Annotated in this window: 23 protein-coding genes and 1 other annotated feature; all 23 genes read right to left on the bottom strand. The window is 46.6% G+C overall.

Annotation, left to right across the window (positions count from 1 at the left end; translation table 11 throughout):
* Positions 1-484 precede the first annotated feature (484 nt).
* Positions 485-2,104, bottom strand: a complete 1,620-nt coding sequence (locus KQI_RS0117335; protein WP_010348110.1) for a LysM peptidoglycan-binding domain-containing protein — start codon at positions 2,102-2,104, stop codon at positions 485-487.
* Between the two features lie 158 nt (positions 2,105-2,262).
* Positions 2,263-3,147, bottom strand: coding sequence for a branched-chain-amino-acid transaminase (gene ilvE / locus KQI_RS0117330; RefSeq protein ID WP_010348109.1), 885 nt, complete (start codon positions 3,145-3,147; stop codon positions 2,263-2,265).
* A 17-nt stretch (positions 3,148-3,164) separates the two neighbouring features.
* Entirely contained in the window at positions 3,165-4,064 is a 900-nt protein-coding gene (gene pheA / locus KQI_RS0117325; RefSeq protein ID WP_010348108.1) for a prephenate dehydratase, read from the bottom strand.
* A 1-nt stretch (position 4,065) separates the two neighbouring features.
* Positions 4,066-5,028, bottom strand: coding sequence for a homoserine kinase (gene thrB, locus KQI_RS0117320; protein WP_010348107.1), 963 nt, complete (start codon positions 5,026-5,028; stop codon positions 4,066-4,068).
* 27 nt (positions 5,029-5,055) lie between these two features.
* Positions 5,056-6,342, bottom strand: coding sequence for a homoserine dehydrogenase (locus tag KQI_RS0117315; protein ID WP_010348106.1), 1,287 nt, complete (start codon positions 6,340-6,342; stop codon positions 5,056-5,058).
* 42 nt (positions 6,343-6,384) lie between these two features.
* Complete coding sequence (locus KQI_RS0117310) at positions 6,385-6,822, bottom strand: ACT domain-containing protein (RefSeq protein WP_010348105.1); 438 nt, start codon at positions 6,820-6,822, stop codon at positions 6,385-6,387.
* A gap of 155 nt (positions 6,823-6,977) precedes the next feature.
* On the bottom strand, positions 6,978-8,288 hold the full coding sequence (gene obgE, locus KQI_RS0117305) for a GTPase ObgE (RefSeq protein ID WP_010348104.1): 1,311 nt from the start codon (positions 8,286-8,288) through the stop codon (positions 6,978-6,980).
* A 13-nt stretch (positions 8,289-8,301) separates the two neighbouring features.
* Entirely contained in the window at positions 8,302-9,039 is a 738-nt protein-coding gene (locus tag KQI_RS0117300; protein WP_029390210.1) for a Spo0B domain-containing protein, read from the bottom strand.
* 146 nt (positions 9,040-9,185) lie between these two features.
* Positions 9,186-9,503 (bottom strand): 50S ribosomal protein L27, encoded by a 318-nt coding sequence (rpmA, locus tag KQI_RS0117295; RefSeq protein WP_007431688.1) that lies wholly within the window; start codon positions 9,501-9,503, stop codon positions 9,186-9,188.
* Between the two features lie 5 nt (positions 9,504-9,508).
* Positions 9,509-9,847: a ribosomal-processing cysteine protease Prp gene (locus KQI_RS0117290; RefSeq protein ID WP_010348102.1), complete on the bottom strand. Its 339-nt coding sequence runs from the start codon at positions 9,845-9,847 to the stop codon at positions 9,509-9,511.
* Positions 9,848-9,860: 13 nt separating this feature from the next.
* The gene (gene rplU, locus KQI_RS0117285) at positions 9,861-10,172 is read right to left on the bottom strand and encodes a 50S ribosomal protein L21 (RefSeq protein ID WP_007431690.1); all 312 of its coding nucleotides are present in this window, start codon (positions 10,170-10,172) and stop codon (positions 9,861-9,863) included.
* A gap of 13 nt (positions 10,173-10,185) precedes the next feature.
* Positions 10,186-10,273 (bottom strand) — a sequence feature (ribosomal protein L21 leader region).
* A 98-nt stretch (positions 10,274-10,371) separates the two neighbouring features.
* Positions 10,372-11,556: an Rne/Rng family ribonuclease gene (locus tag KQI_RS0117280; RefSeq protein WP_010348101.1), complete on the bottom strand. Its 1,185-nt coding sequence runs from the start codon at positions 11,554-11,556 to the stop codon at positions 10,372-10,374.
* 49 nt (positions 11,557-11,605) lie between these two features.
* Positions 11,606-12,484 carry a M50 family metallopeptidase gene (locus KQI_RS0117275; RefSeq protein ID WP_010348100.1) on the bottom strand — a complete coding sequence of 293 codons (879 nt, stop codon included), beginning with the start codon at positions 12,482-12,484 and terminating at the stop codon, positions 11,606-11,608.
* The gene (locus KQI_RS0117270) at positions 12,477-13,322 is read right to left on the bottom strand and encodes a M23 family metallopeptidase (protein ID WP_010348099.1); all 846 of its coding nucleotides are present in this window, start codon (positions 13,320-13,322) and stop codon (positions 12,477-12,479) included. Before KQI_RS0117270 ends, KQI_RS0117275 begins: the two co-directional genes overlap by 8 nt.
* 203 nt (positions 13,323-13,525) lie before the next feature.
* Positions 13,526-14,323, bottom strand: a complete 798-nt coding sequence (gene minD / locus KQI_RS0117265; protein ID WP_007431694.1) for a septum site-determining protein MinD — start codon at positions 14,321-14,323, stop codon at positions 13,526-13,528.
* Between the two features lie 3 nt (positions 14,324-14,326).
* Positions 14,327-14,989, bottom strand: coding sequence for a septum site-determining protein MinC (gene minC, locus KQI_RS0117260; protein WP_010348098.1), 663 nt, complete (start codon positions 14,987-14,989; stop codon positions 14,327-14,329).
* A gap of 82 nt (positions 14,990-15,071) precedes the next feature.
* A complete protein-coding gene (gene mreD, locus KQI_RS0117255) occupies positions 15,072-15,602 on the bottom strand; it encodes a rod shape-determining protein MreD (protein WP_010348096.1) in 531 nt (176 codons plus the stop codon).
* Entirely contained in the window at positions 15,602-16,426 is an 825-nt protein-coding gene (mreC, locus tag KQI_RS0117250; RefSeq protein WP_326117848.1) for a rod shape-determining protein MreC, read from the bottom strand. Before mreC ends, mreD begins: the two co-directional genes overlap by 1 nt.
* A 49-nt stretch (positions 16,427-16,475) precedes the next feature.
* Positions 16,476-17,510, bottom strand: coding sequence for a rod shape-determining protein (locus tag KQI_RS0117245; RefSeq protein ID WP_007431698.1), 1,035 nt, complete (start codon positions 17,508-17,510; stop codon positions 16,476-16,478).
* A 106-nt stretch (positions 17,511-17,616) separates the two neighbouring features.
* Complete coding sequence (gene radC / locus KQI_RS0117240) at positions 17,617-18,309, bottom strand: RadC family protein (protein WP_010348094.1); 693 nt, start codon at positions 18,307-18,309, stop codon at positions 17,617-17,619.
* Positions 18,310-18,322: 13 nt separating this feature from the next.
* Positions 18,323-18,931: a Maf family protein gene (locus tag KQI_RS0117235; protein WP_010348093.1), complete on the bottom strand. Its 609-nt coding sequence runs from the start codon at positions 18,929-18,931 to the stop codon at positions 18,323-18,325.
* Positions 18,932-18,953: 22 nt separating this feature from the next.
* Positions 18,954-19,196: a DUF4321 domain-containing protein gene (locus tag KQI_RS0117230; RefSeq protein WP_007431701.1), complete on the bottom strand. Its 243-nt coding sequence runs from the start codon at positions 19,194-19,196 to the stop codon at positions 18,954-18,956.
* 121 nt (positions 19,197-19,317) lie between these two features.
* Entirely contained in the window at positions 19,318-20,589 is a 1,272-nt protein-coding gene (locus tag KQI_RS0117225) for an SPOR domain-containing protein (protein ID WP_010348091.1), read from the bottom strand.
* Between the last annotated feature and the right edge of the window lie 131 nt (positions 20,590-20,720).

Raw genomic sequence — 20,720 nt, 5'->3', positions numbered from 1 at the left:
ACGAGATAAAATATCTCATTGTTTGCTTCGATTCCATACAGCCTGAAGGCATGTACCAAATCTCAGCGCTGGATTTTGCAAGCAAAATCCGTACTCACTCGTTGTTCAGTTTTCAAAGATCAAATCTACATCATATCTTACTTTTGTTCTTGCTTCGTTTCACCACCGCGTCTCAGCGGCGACTTAAATAATATATCATGTTTTTCAAATCTTTGCAACACTTTTTTTCAAGAAGATTTTTTAAGCATTCTTCTTTGCCTTGTGTTGCTTACCATCTCGTAAAAGACAGCTATAAGAATATAACACATAAACATCCTAATTAGCAACACTTTTTTTCATATCAACAATTAACTGTATTTAAATAAAGAGACCATCATTCCTATAAGCAGAATAATAGTCTCTTAATATCACTCTTTTAGGTTTTGTCATTAATGAACTGTATCTCTACTATGCAGTTTCCCATCTCTTTTATTCAGGTTTTTTATCAGTCATTAATCCATGGATTTTTACGTGCGTTGGTGCTATAGGATGAAGAACGAGATGCTGCTGTTGTCAGCTTGCGTTTCTTTTGCTTCGTTGCAGTACTATTATTCCCCGAAATCTTAGCTTGGGATTTTTCTTCTTTGGCTGTACTGCTAGATTCGACCTTTGTTTTACCTTTACGCGCGTTACCGTCTTTTGGTTTAGTGGAAGAACCAGCTTCATTTTGAGAGGAAACAGTCAGATTGTTAGCATTGTCCTGAACTCCCTGGAATGTTGCAGACTCCGTGTTCCCTTCCCTGCGACCACAGTCCGGCATAAACATGTAGGGTGTCGTATATCCCTCTAGTGGGTACACAGGTGCATTCGCATGTGCGAATGGATGATAGGGAGAATTCGCTGACTGTTGTCCTTGTAACTGGCTATAGTCGGACACGTATCCACCTGCAGGCATACCATATTGAGGTCCTCCCCATTCATGGCCCCACTGGCTCCCCTGAACTACACTCTCAGGGTGCTGTGGGTAGCATTGATGGATAAATGCCGGATTGACAGGATAGGATGTATTTTCAGACGCTTCATGACTCGGATAATATCCAGGGATGCAGCAATCTGAATAGGCAGGATAAGGTGTTGGATTGGCATTTATAGGTGCTGTTTGCACAGGTCCCCAACTCCATGGATGCTCACAGTCATGATGATAACCCTGAAATGGAGCTACAGAAGGAGAGGCATTTTCTGCAAAGGAGGTATTTACAGAAGCATTCCCCCAGGGTTGAGGAGACCCAATACCCGGATACCACGAGTTCGGCATTGAATTTATTTGTGGGCTGTAATCAAATGTCGGCTGCTGTACTGGCCATGGAGAATTTATCATCGACTTTGAGCTTGTGCTACCACAAAACTTTTCAGTTACGGGTTGCTTCTTCTCCACATTTACTGGAAGCTGTGGCTTGGTTGCAATCGGTTGAGTAACTATAGGTTTCATTTGAGGTGGAGGTGGAGCCGGTTGGGTAACTATGGGTTGTATTTGAGGCGGAGCAGGATTCACCGGTACCACGGGAACTTCCGGCAGTTTTAATTCGGGAAGCTTAGGAGGATTCTCTGTTTCTTTCGGCTGGGTCAGCTGTTCATTAGGACTAGGGATATTCTCCGGTTTAGGCTGATTCGACTCCTCCTTAGGCTGGGTAAGCTCTTGCTTGGTTGGGGACTCAGGTTTAGGCTGCATCGTCTCTGGTTTAACTGCGGTATTTTTTTTATTTTCCACAGGGTCAGGGTCAGAAGCTTCTTTCTTGTAGTGTGGAATATTAACTGTTTCTCCAACCAAAAGAGCATTGGGATTCTTAAGCTGGGAATTGGCGTCAATAATTAGCTTAAGCGGTACATTCCAAGCCTTGGACAACTTCCACAAGGTATCTCCTTGCTTAACCTTGTGCTGATACACCATTGACGGTTGTGTTTCCATCATAACAGGATCTGTCGGGATTTTGATTTTCTCGCCAATGCTCAACTGGTTAGGGTCAGCCAATTGGGGATTGGCAGCAATAACTTTCTCCAGTGCCACATTATACTTCTGTGCCAGCACGTACAGGGTGTCACCTTTTTTGACGATGTGTATTTTCACAGGCCACAAACCTCCTAGCTTTCGTTCGGGCGGGATAAACGCCCGGCTTCTGTTATTACATCCTATGCACCTCCCGGGCGAATGACCCCATACAAACAAAAAAATCCTTTCAACCAAACACTCTCACGAGCATCCAGTCAAAAGGATTCACTGTTATTTTAGTTTTGCCACACTTTATAGCCATCCTGATCCACGATCTTCCGGAACTCGGCCAGCAGTTCCAAAGTCACTGGACCAGCAACGCCGGAACCGATCGTACGTCCATCCACTTCATAAGCTGCAATCACTTCCGCTGCAGTTCCGGTGAAAAAGACCTCATCCGCCACGTAAACATCATGCAATGTAAAAGGCTGCTCTTTGAGCGTATATCCAAGCTTGGCGCACAATTCGATGATCGCATTACGGGTAATCCCCTCAAGTGCCCCCAAATAGCAAGGTGGTGTATAGAGTACTCTATTTTTGATAATGAAAATGTTGTCCGCGGAGCCCTCTGTCACATAACCCTGGGAATTGAGCATAATAGCCTCACCCACACCAGCATAGTTCGATTGGATCTTCACCAGAATATTGTTGAGATAGTTCAACGATTTAATCTTCGGATTCAAGGCATCTGGGATGTTGCGGCGCTGGGAGACAGAGATTGTCTTCAGACCGGTCAAATACGCTTCCTCCGGGTAAATAGCAAGCTGCTCCACAATAATGATGACACTTGCCTTCGCACACCGAAGAGGATCGAGGCCCAAATTCCCTACGCCGCGAGACACAATCAGACGGATATATCCGTTGCGCATTTCGTTAAGGCGGATCGTTTCAGCCATCGCTTCCAGCATTTCATCCTGAGACAACGGAATGGTCAACTGAATGGATTTCGCAGAGTCATACAGACGATCCAAGTGCTCTTTACATTTGAAAATATTGCCGTTATAAATACGAATTCCTTCAAATATACCGTCTCCGTACAAAAAGCCGTGATCGTACACGGAAACCTTTGCATTTTCCTTCGTTACATGCTGTCCATCCAGATAAATCCATTGTTCTGCCATTAGTATGACACCTCCGATTATTGTTCCTTTACAACAGGTTCGATTGCTGCTTCAACATACTTGTAGCTTGGATAAGAGCCAAGAATACGCACATGACACCCTAAAGCCTCAATCTCTGCAAAGGCTGCCGGGAGCAGGACGGAATGCAGAGATTCCAAAATTTCAATATAAAAATAATAATTCCCTAATTGCTTTTTGGTTGGACGCGACTCGATGCGAGACAGATTCAACCTGCGCCACGCAAACGCGGATAACACCTGATGCAGTGCTCCTGGAAAGTCCTTCGGCAGTGTGACCAGAATACTGGTTCGCTGACCTTCAGGGATACGCGGGAGATGGATAGGTTGATGGCCAATCAGGACAAAACGGGTAAAGTTGTTGTCGTGATCTGTCACATTACTGGACAAAATATCCAATCCGTGTTTGGAGGCGGCAAGCCTGGTTCCAAGAGCGGTCCAGCCTTTGCCAGGATTGTGCTTAACAATTTCGACAGCTTCCGCCGTACTTCCTGCACTCTCCAAATCAGCCTGAGGAGTAGAGGCCTGTATGAACTCTTTACACTGGGGAAGCGCTACGGGATGAGACATAATTTTGACCACTCTGCTCAAATCCAACTCGTTTTGGTCATTGATAAATTCACTGCGATGGCCAATAAGATTTTGAATAGAAGGATATACCCATTCTGCCTGCATCTGAATATCTACTTCATGTACAAGCCAATCCATGTGTAAACTTACAGAGCCATCAATCGTATTCTCAATGGGAATGACACTGTAGTCTGCTTTTCCCTTGTCTACTGCCTGAAACACGTCTGCTATGTGCTTATAAAATAGTAATTCACAGGGCGTATCTCCTAGCAAATACTTAATTGCTTCATGAGAAACGGTCCCCTCTGGAAGAAGTGCTATTCGTTTCATTTCACAGCTCCCCTTTAATTATATCCATAAAAGGGATTGTATCCCCTTCCTTATATACTTTAACGCCTTCACTCTCTGGACGCAATTTTAACACGGAGGCATTGATACCCTGTTTACTCATCGTATCCGTTAAATACTGTTCCAGCTCCACTTTCCGATTTTCCCGACGATCGGTCAACGCCAGGAGTGTCGGTCCAGCCCCGCTGAGAGCCACGCCTAGGGCACCATGATGGTGTGCATTCTCGAGGATTTCCGTCATACCCGGTACAAGCTTCGCACGGTAAGGCTGATGAAGCCGATCACTCATCGCTTCAGCGATCAACTCTGTTCGGCCTGATGCCAAGGCTGCCACAAGCATCGAAGCATGACTAACATTGTATACGGCATCCTTCAAGGATACTTGTTCGGGAAGCACCTCTCTGGCCTTAGACGTAGACAATTGAAACTCTGGAATGATTACGATAGCCTCCAGATTGGCATCCGGCTCAATCCGTATGTGCTTGGCATGCTCGCCATCCCACACTGCAGTAATAATTCCGCCAAACAGGGAGGCTCCGACATTGTCTGGATGCTTTTCAATGGCAGTTGCCATGTCAAACAACTTGGAGGCCGACAGAGGCGAGCCGATCAGCGTATTGGCAGCCACTAGAGCGCCTACAATGGCGGAGGCACTGCTGCCCAAACCACGGGTAAGCGGAATATCCGAGTACATCGAAATATCCAGCTCAGGTACAGCTACGCCAGCTTCTCGAAAAACCATTTGTGCTACCTTGTAAATCAGATTTGTTTTATCTTGGGGAACACCAGTCATTTCGTCTCCGTACAGATGGAAAGCCGTCTGTTCGGCCTCTTTCAGTTCAATCCATGCATATAAGGATAACGCCATGCCCAATGTATCAAAACCGGGGCCTAGGTTAGCGGTACTCGCAGGCACACGCACCCTTGCTGTTTTCAAAACGGTCATACAGACAATTCCTCCTGCTTTTATGGACTATCCTTCTACCCGATATACACTCTTGATGCGGCGAATCACGTCCAAAGTTTCAAAATGCTCCAAAACCTTTTTCATACTCGCCTTGCTGGCCAAATGCGTTACAATAATAATTTCCGCATCGGGATTAGCCTCATTCGGTTGCTGTACAACAGATGCCAGACTGACGTTGAATTCAGCAAATACCTGCGTAATCCGTGCCAATACCCCTGCTTTATCATCCACATGCAACAGCACGAAATTTTTGAAATATACATCTTCGTCATTACTGATTTTTTTGGGGTTGTAAGGTACTATTGCTTTAAGCCCATTTACGCCGAGTTTGAGGTTTTTCACAACAGCTACCAGATCAGCCACAACCGATGTAGCCGTCGGCATTTCGCCTGCACCCGCACCATAAAACATCGTTTCACCCACTGCTTCACCATGCACATACACTGCATTGAATACCCCATTCACCGAAGCCAATGGATGCTGCTTGCGTACCATCGTCGGCTGAACGTTGATCGTAAATTCATCACCCTGACGCTCTGCAATGCCAAGCAATTTCATTTCATAGCCTAGCTTTTTGGCAAAAGCGATATCCTCACTGGTTACCTTCGAAATCCCGCTGACACTGACATCCTTGAGTTCTACATTAGAACGGAAACCAAGCGTGCCGAGAATCGCCATTTTACGAGCGGCATCCAGCCCCTCTACATCTGAGGTCGGATCGGCTTCAGCGTATCCAAGCTCCTGCGCTTCCTTGAGAACCTCCTCGTACGAGGCTCCCTCCTGGCTCATTTTAGTTAAAATGAAATTTGTCGTACCATTCACAATTCCCATAATACGGGTGATACGATCGGAGGAAAAACCTTCAATTAACGTACGAATGATCGGAATCCCGCCCGCTACGCTAGCTTCATAAAAAACATCACATTGCTTTTCCTGCGCCTTAGCTAATACTTCGGAGCCATGCAAAGCCATTAAGTCCTTATTGGCTGTTACGATGTGCTTGCCTCGCTCCAGCGCTTCCAGAATGTACTCCTTGGTCTGATCAACGCCTCCCATGACTTCGATAATGATATCAATGTCAGGATCACGAATGACTTCCCATGGGTCCTCCGTAAGCTTAGCACCATCCACTTCAATGGAGCGATATTTGTCAATATTTTTTACAGCTATTTTTTCAATAATGATAGGTGAACCAACTTGTCTGCTCAAATCTTCCTGATTTCCTTCTACGATTCGAACAACTCCCGTTCCTACCGTACCTAAACCCAACAATCCTACTTTGACCGGTTTCATCCATTCCCCTCCTGCTAACTTTTATCTAATGGGCAGTATGCCCTAACCTTGCCCGATCAGGCGGACACGTTTGACGCCAGAGATGGTCTCCAAGCCTTCCAGTAGAATACCCAGTTCTTCACTGAGTCTGGACATTTCCACCGAGATGACTACGTTGGCTCTGCCTTGCAGCGGAATGCTCTGCTGGATGGTCAGCACATTGCCTCCGTAATCTGCCACCCTGCCAAGTACTCTGGACAGCATGCCGGATTGATGTTCCAAATCAATGGAAATATTGACAATTCGCTCACGCTCAAGCTGGTTAACCAAATGAATGCCATCTTTATATTTATAAAAGGCGCTTCGACTTAGCCCAACTTGCTCCACGGCCTCATGCACGGTTTTAACATCCCCTGAAGCAAGCAGCAATTTAACCTGTATTGTCTTCACAATGGCTTCAGGCAAAATATCTTCCCGTACCAAGTAATAGCGCTCTTTCACGAACGTCCTCTCCTCAAAGACTTATGTTTTTATATAGAGGACATTATATCGAAACTCCTGAAAATCGGCAAGCTATCTATACAAAAAACGGCTACTGCCATCTATAGAAATCCCTATAGTGCAGTAACCGCCCATCTCAGACTATTATTTCATTTTTAGTAGTAGCTGCTGCCTTCCACGAATTCGAACTCGAAATCAGCGATCCGTACAGATGTACCATCTTTGGCACCACGCTTACGCAGCTCGGCATCCACACCCATGTGGCGTAGCGTTCTTGCCAATTTCAAAATGGCATCGTGCGAATTCAACTGCATGCGTTTCATCATGCGCTCAATTTTAGGACTATGCACGACGAATGTGTCGTTCTCACGTACAATCGTAAAGCCTTCATCTTCTGCCGCATCCAGCTTAAATACCTTACGCTCATTAACTTCTGCTACTTCCTCAACGACCGGCTCGTCCGGTATTTGATCCAGCAAATCAGCAGCCCGATAAAGCAGTTCTTTAATGCCTTGGCGTGTCAGCGAGGAAATGGGCATAATTTCCAGATCGGGACGTATAGCAGCGACCTGCTCTTTGAAATGCGCCAGTTTTTCTTCTGCTTCCGGCATATCCATTTTATTCGCCGCCACAATTTGTGGACGCTCCGACAAAGCTGCATTATATTGCTTTAATTCGTCGTTAATTTTAGTCCAATCTTCAAATGGATCGCGTCCCTCGGAGCCTGCCATATCCACGACATGGATAATAATGCGTGTCCGCTCAATGTGTCGCAGAAATTCATGCCCCAGCCCAATGCCTTCATGGGCTCCTTCAATCAACCCAGGCAGATCAGCCATCACAAAGTTACGATGATCACCCACATCCACGACGCCCAAATTCGGGGTAATCGTTGTAAAGTGGTAGGCGCCAATCTTTGGTTTTGCAGAGGATACGACTGATAGCAATGTAGATTTCCCTACGCTAGGGAAGCCGACCAAGCCTACGTCAGCCATCACCTTTAGTTCAAGGGTAATATAACGTTCTTGTCCCTCGCCACCGTTCTCAGCCAGCTCAGGCGCTGGATTACTAGGCGTAGCAAAACGAATATTTCCGCGTCCTCCGCGCCCTCCTTTTGCTACGACAACCTGTTGTCCATGGCGTGTCATATCTGCGAGTACTTCACCCGTATCATCATCAGTGATGACTGTTCCCGGTGGTATGCGTACAATCATATGCTCCGCATTAGCTCCATGTTGAGATTTATTACGCCCCTTTACACCACGCTGGGCTTTAAAATGCCGTTGGTATCGAAAATCCATCAAGGTACGCAACCCTTCATCTACACGGAAAATCACATCTCCACCGTTCCCTCCATCACCACCACCTGGGCCACCTTCGGGAACGTATTTTTCACGGCGAAACGCAATTAAGCCGTCTCCACCGTCGCCGCCTTTAACAAAAATCTTCGCTTTATCTACAAACATGGTTACACCTTCCTTATGTCTGGCACTCCATCCGAATTTGAAGCATTTCGCCTGTAGGCAGCTTCTCTGTTCGAATGCGTTCACTTCCGTGTACGGATCTGACCTGCTTTAAAAAATCCGAATCGGCAGGTATTTCACTTCCTTCAAAGCGGACAATAACATCATTCTGATCCATACCGAAAAATAGTGTCAATCTGTGCACTTCTCCCCAGGACGACCGGCCACCGCCGTATTGATATGCACGCACCGTTTCTATGACAGCCGAGGCAAGCGACTCGCCGTCTTCGGGAGACATGACAGCGTCCAACTTTAAATGCTCCTCAACCTGTACCGACAACTGTAAATTCCCGGCGTTTACGCGAAAAGACTGCAAATAAAATACCAGTGAAGGAATACCCAGCTTGGATATTTTACTCTCCTCGGCCACGCGCTCTTTTATTGTTTCCACATAATCAGCTGATTTATCATGCTTATTCATACGAATATAGCCATAAAGCACCTGTAGGTCATTCATCCAGTCATGTCGATGATGGTTAAGCGTTGCGATAGCTGTACGCTCCAACGAACGCAAAGCAGCTTTACGCTCATTCTCAGCCTGTCTATGCGTATACCACATGCCAAAACAAGCAGCAGCAACAGACCATACAGCTAATATGATAATCGTTAAACCTTCAGGATAGAGCAGTGAAAAAACCAAAGGAATCAGAATGGAACCCAACGCCAAATAAGGCGCTCTTATCCGCTGGAACATGGCTTCTCTCCGTTCTGCCATAATTAATGGATTATTGAAGAACCTTAATCCAGTATAGCACAGACTTACTTTCCAGTTCATTACCATCATGCAAAAAAAGCCTCCGACAAAAGTGCCGGAGGCTTTTCAGCGTGTCTAAGCCGCTATTAAGCTTCTACAGTAGCCGCTACTGGAGCAGCGTCAATCGGGTAGATGCTCACCTTTTTACGATCACGGCCCCAACGTTCGAACTTCACAACGCCGTCCACTTTCGCGAACAGAGTGTCGTCCTTACCGATGCCCACATTCGCGCCCGGGTGAATTTTCGTTCCGCGTTGACGAACCAGGATGCTACCGCCGGTAACTGCTTGACCGTCAGCACGCTTCACGCCAAGACGTTTCGATCTGCTATCACGTCCGTTTTTCGTGGAACCTACACCTTTTTTCGATGCGAACAATTGAAGATCCAATGTCAATTTCAACATGATGTCTACCTCCTTCTTTGTTTATTTTCTATTTGAATATACTTACCATATGATTCAGCAATACTTGTCAGCATGATCACCATGGACTCCAGCAGCAGTTGAACCTGTGCGTTTGTGACATGATGACTTTCAGGGGGAAAATGCGCGCTCAAAAAGCCGTTTTCCATTTCTGTTTCCATTTCAACGTCCGTAAGAGCTCCGATCGAATTGACAGTTCCTACAGTTACCGCTGAAACACCAGCACATACGATATCCTCGCCAGACTTGGCGTAATTCGCATGACCTTTAATAGAAAATCCCTGTATGCTGCCATCCTCCAGTCGTGTAATGCGCACGATAATCACTTATCGCACCCTCTTACGCTTGGATTTTTTCAATCGTCACTTTCGTGTACGGTTGACGATGACCTTGCTTCACATGATAGTTCTTTTTAGGTTTGTATTTGTATACAATGACCTTTTGACCTTTACCATGCTTCTCAACTTTAGCTGTTACAGAAGCTCCGGAAAGAAGCGGTGTACCTGCTGTCAAGCCATTGTCGCCAGACACTGCCAGAACACGGTCGAACGTTACAGTTTCACCATCGTTCGCTTCCAACTTCTCGATGAACAATACGTCGCCCTCTTGAACTTTGTATTGCTTACCACCTGTTTCGATAATTGCGTACATTTGCTTGCACCTCCTTATTTCTCAGACTCGCCTAATAGCAGGTGGCAGATTCCCGAAGGATACTGCACTTCAGTACCTGATTGGAGCGGTTACAGCATGTGCAGCCAAACTTACGCATCACACATACTAAGTGAGTATAGCACAAGCCTCATCCACATTCAACCTCTAGTTTTGATATGATGTTGATTTACAGATTGCTCTACACAAGCGTCTTTTCCTCGCGCACCTTTTTACGGGTCATTTCCAGAAGACCTAGCCGCGTCCAGCCCACAACATATGATTTGGTCCGATCCTTCTTTAGTCTGGCCTCCAGAACAGAGGATACTTCCCTACGGTTCTCCTCTTGCTCCATGTCAATAAAATCAATGATGATAATGCCACCAATATCGCGTACACGCACCAGTCGGGCAATTTCTTTGGCTGCTTCGATGTTAGTCCGGGTCACCGTCTCTTCCAGATTGCTGCCGCCCGTAAACTTTCCGGTATTCACATCGATAACGGTCAATGCCTCCGTATGATCAATAACAATGTATCCGCCGCCCTGAAGCCATACTTTTCGTGCAAAATCGCGTTCCAGCTGCTCGTTGATACCATAGGCATTAAAGATCGTTTCTTCTGTACTACGGAATATGCTCACATGAGCTTTCGCCGGACCAATCTGTTGCAGCATGATTTCCGCATCCTTCGCTTGCTCCACGCTGTCAATGACCAGCTCGTCCTGTTCCGGGGTAAACACATCCCGAATCAAACGTTGAACGATGCTCAAATCCCTGTGTAGTTCACATGGAGTAGAGCATTCACCAGCTTTACGCTGAATGAGCGCCCACTGCTGACGTAGTTGATCCAGATCATTTTCAATCGCCTCTATACTCATTTCCTCCGAAACGGTACGGATAATGATCCCTTCCTCACCCGTGCGCAGTTGCTCCCCCATTGCTTTCAAACGGGTACGTTCTCCCTCACGCTCGATTTTCTTGGATACAGCCACATAGTCGGCGCGGGGCATGTATACGATCCAACGACCTGGAAGTGAAAAATGAGTCGTCACTCTGGCTCCCTTGCTACCAACAGCCTCTTTTAATACCTGTACAACAATTTCCTGACCCACCTTTAACAATTCAGAAATGGACGGCTTTACCTGCGGCTGCTTGTCCAAATGGGCATGAAGTACGTCATCCACATATAAAAAAGCATTTTTTCGTTGTCCAATGTCAACAAAAGCGGCTTGCATACCCGGCAGCACATTGACTACCCTCGCTTTGAAGAAAGAACCTAAAATCCCCCGTTTTCGTGGCAGCTCTGCCGCATATTCAACCAATCGACCCTCTTCCAATAGCGCCATTTGGGTCATCTGCTGCTGGCACTGTACAATCATTTGCTTCATGGTTTTTCAACCTCTCTGGATACAGCCTCTTCCTTAGCTCTTAAAACATTTATTTGGGCTTTGGTTTCTCACCATCTGGCGGACGTGCTGCAAAATAAGAGCGAATAAGGCGCTGCTCCGGCAGTACGGCTACAATCCGTCCCTGTTCATTCATAACGTAAACCATATGATACCGATCTCTTCTAAAAAGACGCAAAACAGGCTCCAAATGTTTCACTGGTAAGGATACAATAGGTAAGGCAATACTTCCCTTGGCTGCTTCGCGGTAAAAAAGCTCGTCCCTCCCCAGCAAAAAACGTATAAAACGGTAAGGAATATTACGATAATCCACAATATTAGAATAAAGCAAAAAAATCCCTATTGCCAGCACATTTAAATGCACAGGTCCATTTTGGCTTAACAGTGGAGAAATTCCATACATGCAAAATAGCAAGCTCGTCACGATACTGGCCCGAAAAGTCCACACTAATGTACGATGATAAGAAAGTGACAAGCTGATCAACGCCTGCAGTATTTTCCCACCATCCAGCGGCAAAATCGGCAGCAAATTGAACAGTGCAATAACTGCATTTCCCTGAATGATATAATTTACATAATCATGCTCAGCCCCGCTCACATTTCTGAACCATAAAAGGATGATGATCATGATTCCATTTTGCAGAGGTCCAGCCAGCGCTATGACAATTTCCTTCCACGCATTGAGCTTCCCCTGATCCTCAATGACCGCCACTCCTCCAAAGGGCAGCATCTGTATGGAAAGCACTCGTGCCCCCAACAACGAAGCGGCCGTCGCATGACCCAACTCATGGATAAACACCAGTGTAAACAAGGTCATGATCTCAATAAAATGTCCAGTCAACACAGAAGTCAACATGACCAGTACAAACAGTGGATGCAGTGATAAGGTCACACCCCGGACATTAATCAAGAGCTACCACTTCCGCCGGATCAATATACTGATCCCCCCTCTGTAATGCGAAAAACAGAGTCACCGCCTCATTGGCGCTTTGGCTTGCTGGAAGTACACCAACCTCATCCCCCTCCTGAACCCAGTCGTTTACCTTTAGGGTAGAGCGGGAAAGCCTTCCGTATGTTGCAGTAATACCACCAGTGTGACGAATCGTAATTGTAGTTCCACTTTTGGGATGATTCAAAATGTCCAATACACGTCCTGCATCTATACTTTTAACAACGACTACCCCGTTGCTGGTAACATTCGGCGCAATCTCCACCCCTTTAAGGCTTAATGCAAACGGCTGTGTTATATTGCCTTCAATCGGCGGAAAAGCCTTTCGGCCAGCATTCACCTTGTGCGTTTCAGTCTCCTCGCCAAAAATCGGCAAAAAGGAAGGGGCACCGTCAAAATAAGTTCCATACCATTGTCTGGCGGCTGCAAAATCCATATCCTTATTCAAGGAATCTGCGATAAACATTTTCAAATTCACCGCGTAGGGAATATCCCAGCGAAACAATCCCCACACCATTCCAAATAACACAGTTGCCATTATTGATCTGCGCCAAAAAGTAGTCCAAAAAGACGGACTGCGATTCTCTCCGAAAGATTGACGCCAGCGTTGCTGTTCATTTTTCCATTCGGTTTCCGGGTCTCTGGGCCGATTTGCATTGATTACGGGCATTGACTTCATTCCTCTATTCCCGTACCTGTCCTGATATACGCCAGAGGAATATGGTTCAGATTGGCCTCCCGCGATTAGCTGCTGTATACGTTCTTCTCTGCGCTGCTTGATTCCGGAATTTTTATGCATCCTGTTCAGCCCCCTCAGCGAGGTATGTTTGATACATCTTATGAGGACGGGCTTCAACTTATGTTGTCCGGTTCAGGATTACGCTCCTGAAAAGCCAAAAAAACCGGCGTAAATCCACCGGATACATTAGTATGTAGGATAGCAAGACAAAACAAAAACACTTAAATAAGATCATTACTTATTTAAGTGTTTGGTTGTTTTCTTCATCCACCCATACCAAAAAACTTCTTAAAGCGTGTCATCACGCTTTTCTTCTGATCCATCTGCATGAGGGGCACCGTATCACCCAAAATCCGTCTCGCAATGTTGCGGTAGGCAATCGCTGCTTGTGAATCTGGATTCATGACAGTAGGTTCTCCTGTATTGGCTGACTTGATCACCATTTCATCATCCGGCACGATCCCAATGAGGTCTATGCTAAGCACTTGTAAAATCCCATCAATATCTAACATATCCCCGGATTTAACCATACTGTTACGAATGCGGTTAACCACCAGCTTGGGTGAAATTACATGTGAGCTTTCCAGCAAACCGATTACCCGATCAGCATCGCGTACAGCAGCATTTTCAGGGGTCGTTACAACAATGGCCTGATCCGCCCCGGCAATGGCATTTTTGAAACCTTGCTCAATACCAGCAGGGCAGTCAATCAATATATATTCAAAATCCTTTTTAAGCTCCAATATAATATCCTTAACCTGCTCAGGCGTAACAGCACTCTTGTCCTTAGTCTGAGCGGCAGGCAGCATATAAAGCTCCTCAAAGCGCTTATCCTTGACCAGAGCCTGGTTTAAACGGCAACGACCTTCGGCTACATCAACCAGATCATAAATAATCCGGTTTTCCAGACCCATTACCACGTCCAGATTACGCAGACCGATATCGGTATCCACCAGACACACCTTTTTACCAAGCAGTGCAAGCGCTGTTCCTATATTGGCTGACGTCGTCGTTTTACCGACGCCGCCTTTTCCTGAAGTGACGACGATAGCCTCTCCCATGTGCTACACCCCTTTGAACACGTTAAAATCGCGGCCTAGACGCACGATATTGCTCATTTTATCTATTTGCATAGCGCCATCCTTGAGATACGCAAACTCCATGCCGGATTCACGTGTCTCCCATTCATCTGGTGGACGGCTGATCATTTCGGAAATTCGCAGTTGTGTCGGTGCAAAATAGGAAGCCGCGATAATCGCTTCGCTGTTGCCCTCCATCCCTGCGTGCGCCATGCCTCGCAGAGCACCGAGGACATAGATATCACCGGTACATGTTATAATTCCGCCCGGGTTAACATCTCCTAAAAAGAGTAAATTCCCGTTATGATGAAGCACTTGACCTGACCGGATAATCCCTGTCACCGTATGGATAGGCGGCTTTCCCTGCACTTCCACAGGCAACCCGGGAGATTCTATTGACCGTATGAGCAGATTACCCTTCTGCTTCAAAATCTCCAGAATACTTTCCTTTTGTTCCTCTGTCACTTCCCGGCTTCCCAGCTTAATATCCACATGAATGATCGGGCCTGTTAAAATATTTTGATGACTGTGCTCCAGCTTAAAACGCAGCTCACCTAGCAAATCCTCAAACTCGCATTGATCGTCCAGCAGGAATACCAGGCCGTCTTTGATGCCTTTAATCGTGACATGATTCGATTTCACTGCCATTAGCCTGTCCCTCCTATTTCAATCATTTCGTCCCCGGGACGTCAAATCCCTGCTAACCCGGACAAAATGTGTGAAAAAAGACCTAGACAGCCTCTTCTTTTTTCACACGAGTACCCAAACGCTGCAATTGCTTGCGAACAGGTACATAAATAATGAGGGCAAACAGAAAATGGATAAATAAATCAGGAATCATATACTGTGCTAGCGCCCAGTCGAAAGTCTGATGGTTCAGCTGGAACAAATGATCAATAGCAAAAAGCATAGAGTCCAACAGAAAGCTTCCAATCAACACAACTGCCATCATAATGGGCATTGGTGCACGTCTGGCTGTAAAAACAAGTCCCAATAAGTATACAGACAATCCCATTGCAAAAGAGTAGGGCCCAATGATAAACCCGTAATAGACTACATCATGAATAAGTCCAAACACAATTCCCAGCACTAATGCGATATGACGGCTGTAATACACAGATACAAACAAGATTACAACATACACGAGATTAGGAATCATCCTTGAATGCCAGCTATCAGGAAGAAGCCACGGAAGAATCGTTCCTTCGGCTATAAACAGTACAAACAGCAGCAGTACTAAAACCTGACCGCGCATCTTCATTATTCCGGTACCTCAGGAGTGTAAAGAACGAACAGTTCCTTCCAATCCACAAAGCTGGCTGCCGGTTTAATAATGGCTGTCCGTGTTTGGCCAAACTCCCCGACCTGAATTTTTTCGACCGTGCCGATCAGCAGGTTTTTACGGAATTTCCCGCCTCCACCGGACGTAATAATCTGATCCCCCTTGGCAATGGGGTCATTTTCCGAAATTTTTGTCATTTGAAACGTATTGGTGACTGGATCATAGCTTTCCACCATGCCGAATGTTTGCTCTTTCCCTAGTGCGGTAGCCGCTATCGCATAAGAATTTGGATTTTTAGGATCCAAAGTAGTCAGCAATGTTACTGTAGAGGTGAAATTTGCAGTTCTGCTAATAACTCCTACAAAGCCTTCCAGAGACCTTACCTCCTGGCCGACTCGCGCTCCATCCTTTGATCCGATATCAATCACGAGCGTTTTGGAATCATTGCTCACGCTGTTAACCTGGGCGACACGCCAATCATAGTTATTTTTCGCCTTTTGTTGCTGAGTAAACTGCAATTCGTTCTGCAATCTGACGTTAGTCTCTTTATAATTGCGGGTTTGAATTTGCTCGGTAGTAAGCTGTGCCACCGCAATTTTCAAACGTTCGTTTTCTTTATAAATGCTCCGCATATTTCCGATATCTTCAAAGAAGCCCGCTATTGCTGAAGCGGGCCTGTAAAAGATACCTTGCACAAAGCCAATTGAATCTCTGGCGAACTTCTCCGGCCAGGTTAAGGAATTTCTCTGTCCAAGTGTAATCCCCATAAGGGCAATAAACAGAACGATTCCGATCAATAGAATAAATAGTCTTTTATTGCCAAAGAGCTTAAACAGTTCCTACACCCCCGATTTAACGTTTGGAACGGACGGCAGAACTGCTCCGCGATTTGAACAAGTGGATATTTTCAAGTGCTCTGCCCGTACCAATCGCTACACAGTCCAGAGGATTTTCCGCTACGATCACTGGCATTCCGGTTTCACTCGCCAGCAGCTTGTCCAGGTTACGCAAAAGTGCCCCACCGCCAGTCAGTACAATTCCTCTGTCCATAATGTCTGCCGCTAACTCGGGAGGACATTTTTCCAGTGTTACTTTGACTGCATCCACAATCGCATTTACTGTATCCGACAACGCTTCGCTAATTTCATCGGATGTAATCGTAATGGTCTTCGGCAAACCTGTCACCAGGTCGCGTCCGCGGATTTCCGATGTCTCTACCTGCTCTAATGGCATAGCGGAACCAACTTCCATTTTCAACTGCTCTGAAGTCCGCTCACCAATCATCAGGTTATATTGACGTTTCACATACTGGATAATGGACTCATCCATTTCATCACCAGCCACACGCACAGAACGACTTGTTACAATGCCGCCCAAGGAAATGACTGCAACCTCGGTTGTACCCCCACCGATATCGACAACCATACTGCCTGTAGGCTCCCATACAGGGAGATCAGCGCCAATTGCAGCTGCAAACGGCTCCTCAATCGTATACGCTTCCCGCGCGCCTGCTTGCTTTGTCGCATCTTCAACCGCACGCTGCTCCACCGCAGTAATGCCTGAAGGCACGCAAACCATCACATTTGGATGACGTGGAAACAATGAACGTTGAGCTTGCGCCTGACGGATAAAATATTTGATCATCGTTGCTGTCGTATCAAAGTCAGCAATGACGCCATCCTTCATCGGACGAATCGCACGGATATTCCCCGGTGTGCGACCAATCATTTTTTTCGCGGATTCACCCACAGCTTCAATGGTTTTTGTATCTGTACGCAAAGCGACTACAGATGGTTCACGAACCACAATTCCTTTTCCTCTTACGTATACCAGCGTATTTGCCGTCCCCAAGTCAATTCCCAAATCTTTTGTAAAGCCACCCAGCATGATGTAATCTCCTTTTCTCTTCCCTGAAATCTGTTATCCATGTATAAACGGTTTATTCAGGCCGGCTTAGCCGGTCGTGTTTTAAATGTTTGATTTAAATATTATATTATATCAGACCTTGCTCCTTCAAACTTACAAAGGTCCCGTCCCCGATCACAATATGATCGAGCACGTCGATACCCACAATGCTGCCCGCATCCATCAAGCGGCGGGTCAACTGGACATCTTCCGGGCTTGGCTTCGGATCGCCGCTCGGATGGTTATGAGCGCAAATAATCGAAGCACTACTGCATTTGATCGCCGCCCGAAACACTTCACGAGGATGCACGATGGCGGAATTCAGGCTGCCCATAGATAGTGTTTCCTGGGCAATGACATGATTTTTAGTATTTAGGAACAGGCATACAAAATGCTCTTTCTGCAAATAACGAAGCTGTTCAAACAGCAGATCTGCCACATCCCGCGGGCAACTGATCACAGGGGTCTCCAAATGGCGGGACAATGCTAATCTGCGCCCCAGTTCGATACCCGCTTTTAGCTGTATCGCTTTAGCATTTCCAATGCCCTTAATCTGGGTCAGTTCGCTCAGACTCATATCCACCAACTGACGCAAGTTCCCCGCCTGCTGCAAAATACGCTGCGCTAAATGCACCGACGACTCATTTTGTGTTCCTGTACGCAGCAATATTGCCAGCAACTCCGCGTTGCTCAAGGCCTCAGCCCCATATGTCATCATGCGCTCTCTTGGTCGTTCTTCATGGGGGAGGTCGCGAAGCATCGGTATCGGCGACTCCAACATATGTTTATCCCCTTTAAGGACGCAGCACATTCACTCCAAAATCGGACAGCATGTCCGACAACAGGGAAAGCGGCAATCCTACGACGTTAAAATAACAACCCTGAATCGATTCCACCAACGTAGCACCCATACCCTGAATGCCATACGCTCCTGCTTTGTCAGACGGTTCGCCTGTATTCACATATGCCACAATTTGCTCATGGCTCAAAGGTTTCATTGTAACCTCCGTTTGGCGATGTCTGACAAGCGTTTTGCCGGTTACGGTATGTAAACAGGCCACCCCGGTGTACACAAGGTGTGTTCTTCCCTGCAATGCAGTCAGCATACGAACCGCGTCCGCATGATCAGCAGGTTTGCCCAATACCAAACCATCCAGCACGACAATGGTATCACTCCCAATCACCAGTCCAGCTTCTTCGGACTGAGCGGCAACGTTCACGACCGCTTCGGCTTTACGTACCGCAAGGGTCTCCACGATTTGCTGAGGCGTCCAGCTCTCAGGCGTGCTCTCATCCGCATGACTTGGCATCACCTCAAAGGGGAGTCTCAAAAATGCGAGCAATTCCTTCCTTCTTGGTGAAGTCGATGCCAGAATAATGCGGGGCGTAATTTTCCCGTCCATAAGGGAAGCTCCTTTTCATCAGTTAGAGCCTGCGATACAGCCAGAACGCGGCGATGATGCCGATCAGACTAAGCAGGCTCAATTCAAAATTTATCGTTATGTTGTAACTGATAATATCCAGATCCGCTCTCGGCGACCAGGATATCGTAGTGGGGTGGGTCAGAAAGGAAAGGACTTTGAACGATTGAAGGGCCTTGGCAATCCATGCACCCAAAAGCCAACCGAGCAACAAAAACAGTATAAGCATTCCTACATTTTTTTTCATCCTGATCTTCCCTCGCCATTTTTTGACACCTTCATTATTATACGGTGATTTGTACTGCAATACAAACAGAAATCCGGCATGGGGAACTATTTCCAGTTCCTTGCCGGAAAGTGTGGTTAATCTATTGTTTTATGAATTGGATAAATTCATTCTCACGCAAAACATATTCCATCATTGAGGACTGAATCTCCCAAATGTGCTCCTTTGCAGTATTCTTGTTATATTCACCAAGTGCAGAGACTGCACTGTTCATCGCCTTTTCCAGTGAAGCCGCAGAGGCAGCCGCTTCCTTCGGAAGACCAGAGGGAAGTGCAGCGATATTTTGCGTCCACTGCTGATGCAGATCATTCAGCTCTTTCATTTCAGAAACGGGTACCGCAGTTGGACCGCCATCTCCGAGCAGAGATGAGCTGAGTCCGCTCAACTTGCTTACTAATGTGCTGCTTAACTGAAAAAAGGCAGTGAGCTTTTCGCCTTCGCCTTCATAAGCGGCTTTTTCCAATCCTGGCAATTGAAGCTCACGAACATACAGTTCGACGCCTTGCGTCTTCAATTGATTGCTGAGCAGCTTGGCCTGCTCCCTGTCTGGCGATATTCCTGCATAAACCCGATTTTGGTCCACGGCATCCCCTCCGGCAGCAATGCCTGCCTTTAACAGCTCTTCTTTGGCTTGCAAGGCCCGTTCTGGAGTGCTAAAAACCCCGTACTGCAGCAAATAATAGGTTTGTGGAGGCACTTGAGTCACTACGACATTGACGGGGTTAGAATTCTCTTTTGCGGGCGCTATACCTGTGCTAACAGATTCATTAAAGACTGGTACGGCCTGCTCTGCTGAGGATTCTGTTCCCGGGACCACTCCGCCTCCGTTAAACAGCAGCAGCATGATATATCCAAACATCCCTCCAGTCACCAGTGCGCTGACTACTGAGCCGATCAGCTTCCATCTGGAGGGGTGAGGCGGTCGCTTCCGGTACTCTCGACCGTAACGATAAGTTTCCTCATCTCCACCCTCTTCCCGGCCATCTGGCAGAACGTCTGCATCTGACCAGGAAGCCGCAGAACGGCCAAAAGGGTCGTCCCATCCATCCTGTACCCTCAACGACGAAGCAAAACGTCGGGTTGCAATACGTTCATACTCACTCTCAGGTTCACCAGGTTTTGGTTCTTGCGTATGTTCAATATGTTCTCCTATCCCGCTAATCCGTCTCGTGCTTTCTCGCAGGTTAGCGGTTTGAAGCTGCTTCTCATTTTGATGTAATCCCGTATCTCTATTCGCTTCAAGCCGTTCGCTTGCAACTGACCCGTTTTTGTACGGAAGCGCCTGCAGCTTTTCCTTCTGGCTTGTCTCTGGCGGCTGTTGATCGAATCGGAATGTCATCTTGGCCTTGTTCACGGATGCACTCCCTCCTTGTCCCATACTTCCTCATAGTTTGTTGTATGAGCCAAGCTGAGAAAATATGCCTCCAGCAATACAAAAAAAGGTATCCCGAAACATATTCAATGTTCGGAATACCTTTGTATATT

The sequence above is a fragment of the Paenibacillus peoriae KCTC 3763 genome (genome assembly GCF_000236805.1).
GTDB lineage: Bacteria > Bacillota > Bacilli > Paenibacillales > Paenibacillaceae > Paenibacillus > Paenibacillus peoriae.
Note: the sequence above shows the minus strand (reverse complement) of the source record. Positions and strands in the feature narration are given on the sequence as shown.

Excerpts from the sequence above, each read along its gene's own strand:
- minD (WP_007431694.1), bottom strand. The coding sequence starts at position 14,323 with ATGGGAGAGGCTATCGTCGTCACTTCAGGAAAAGGCGGCGTCGGTAAA.
- rpmA (WP_007431688.1), bottom strand. The coding sequence starts at position 9,503 with ATGTTGAAATTGACATTGGATCTTCAATTGTTCGCATCGAAAAAAGGT.
- KQI_RS0117280 (WP_010348101.1), bottom strand. The coding sequence starts at position 11,556 with ATGAAGCAAATGATTGTACAGTGCCAGCAGCAGATGACCCAAATGGCG.
- KQI_RS0117270 (WP_010348099.1), bottom strand. The coding sequence starts at position 13,322 with ATGCATAAAAATTCCGGAATCAAGCAGCGCAGAGAAGAACGTATACAG.
- minC (WP_010348098.1), bottom strand. The coding sequence starts at position 14,989 with ATGGCAGTGAAATCGAATCATGTCACGATTAAAGGCATCAAAGACGGC.
- KQI_RS0117235 (WP_010348093.1), bottom strand. The coding sequence starts at position 18,931 with ATGGACGGGAAAATTACGCCCCGCATTATTCTGGCATCGACTTCACCA.
- KQI_RS0117230 (WP_007431701.1), bottom strand. The coding sequence starts at position 19,196 with ATGAAAAAAAATGTAGGAATGCTTATACTGTTTTTGTTGCTCGGTTGG.
- rplU (WP_007431690.1), bottom strand. The coding sequence starts at position 10,172 with ATGTACGCAATTATCGAAACAGGTGGTAAGCAATACAAAGTTCAAGAG.
- KQI_RS0117300 (WP_029390210.1), bottom strand. The coding sequence starts at position 9,039 with ATGTTCCAGCGGATAAGAGCGCCTTATTTGGCGTTGGGTTCCATTCTG.
- ilvE (WP_010348109.1), bottom strand. The coding sequence starts at position 3,147 with ATGGCAGAACAATGGATTTATCTGGATGGACAGCATGTAACGAAGGAA.
- thrB (WP_010348107.1), bottom strand. The coding sequence starts at position 5,028 with ATGACCGTTTTGAAAACAGCAAGGGTGCGTGTGCCTGCGAGTACCGCT.
- mreD (WP_010348096.1), bottom strand. The coding sequence starts at position 15,602 with ATGAAGATGCGCGGTCAGGTTTTAGTACTGCTGCTGTTTGTACTGTTT.
- KQI_RS0117245 (WP_007431698.1), bottom strand. The coding sequence starts at position 17,510 with ATGCTGGGTGGCTTTACAAAAGATTTGGGAATTGACTTGGGGACGGCA.
- pheA (WP_010348108.1), bottom strand. The coding sequence starts at position 4,064 with ATGAAACGAATAGCACTTCTTCCAGAGGGGACCGTTTCTCATGAAGCA.
- radC (WP_010348094.1), bottom strand. The coding sequence starts at position 18,309 with ATGTTGGAGTCGCCGATACCGATGCTTCGCGACCTCCCCCATGAAGAA.
- obgE (WP_010348104.1), bottom strand. The coding sequence starts at position 8,288 with ATGTTTGTAGATAAAGCGAAGATTTTTGTTAAAGGCGGCGACGGTGGA.
- KQI_RS0117315 (WP_010348106.1), bottom strand. The coding sequence starts at position 6,342 with ATGAAACCGGTCAAAGTAGGATTGTTGGGTTTAGGTACGGTAGGAACG.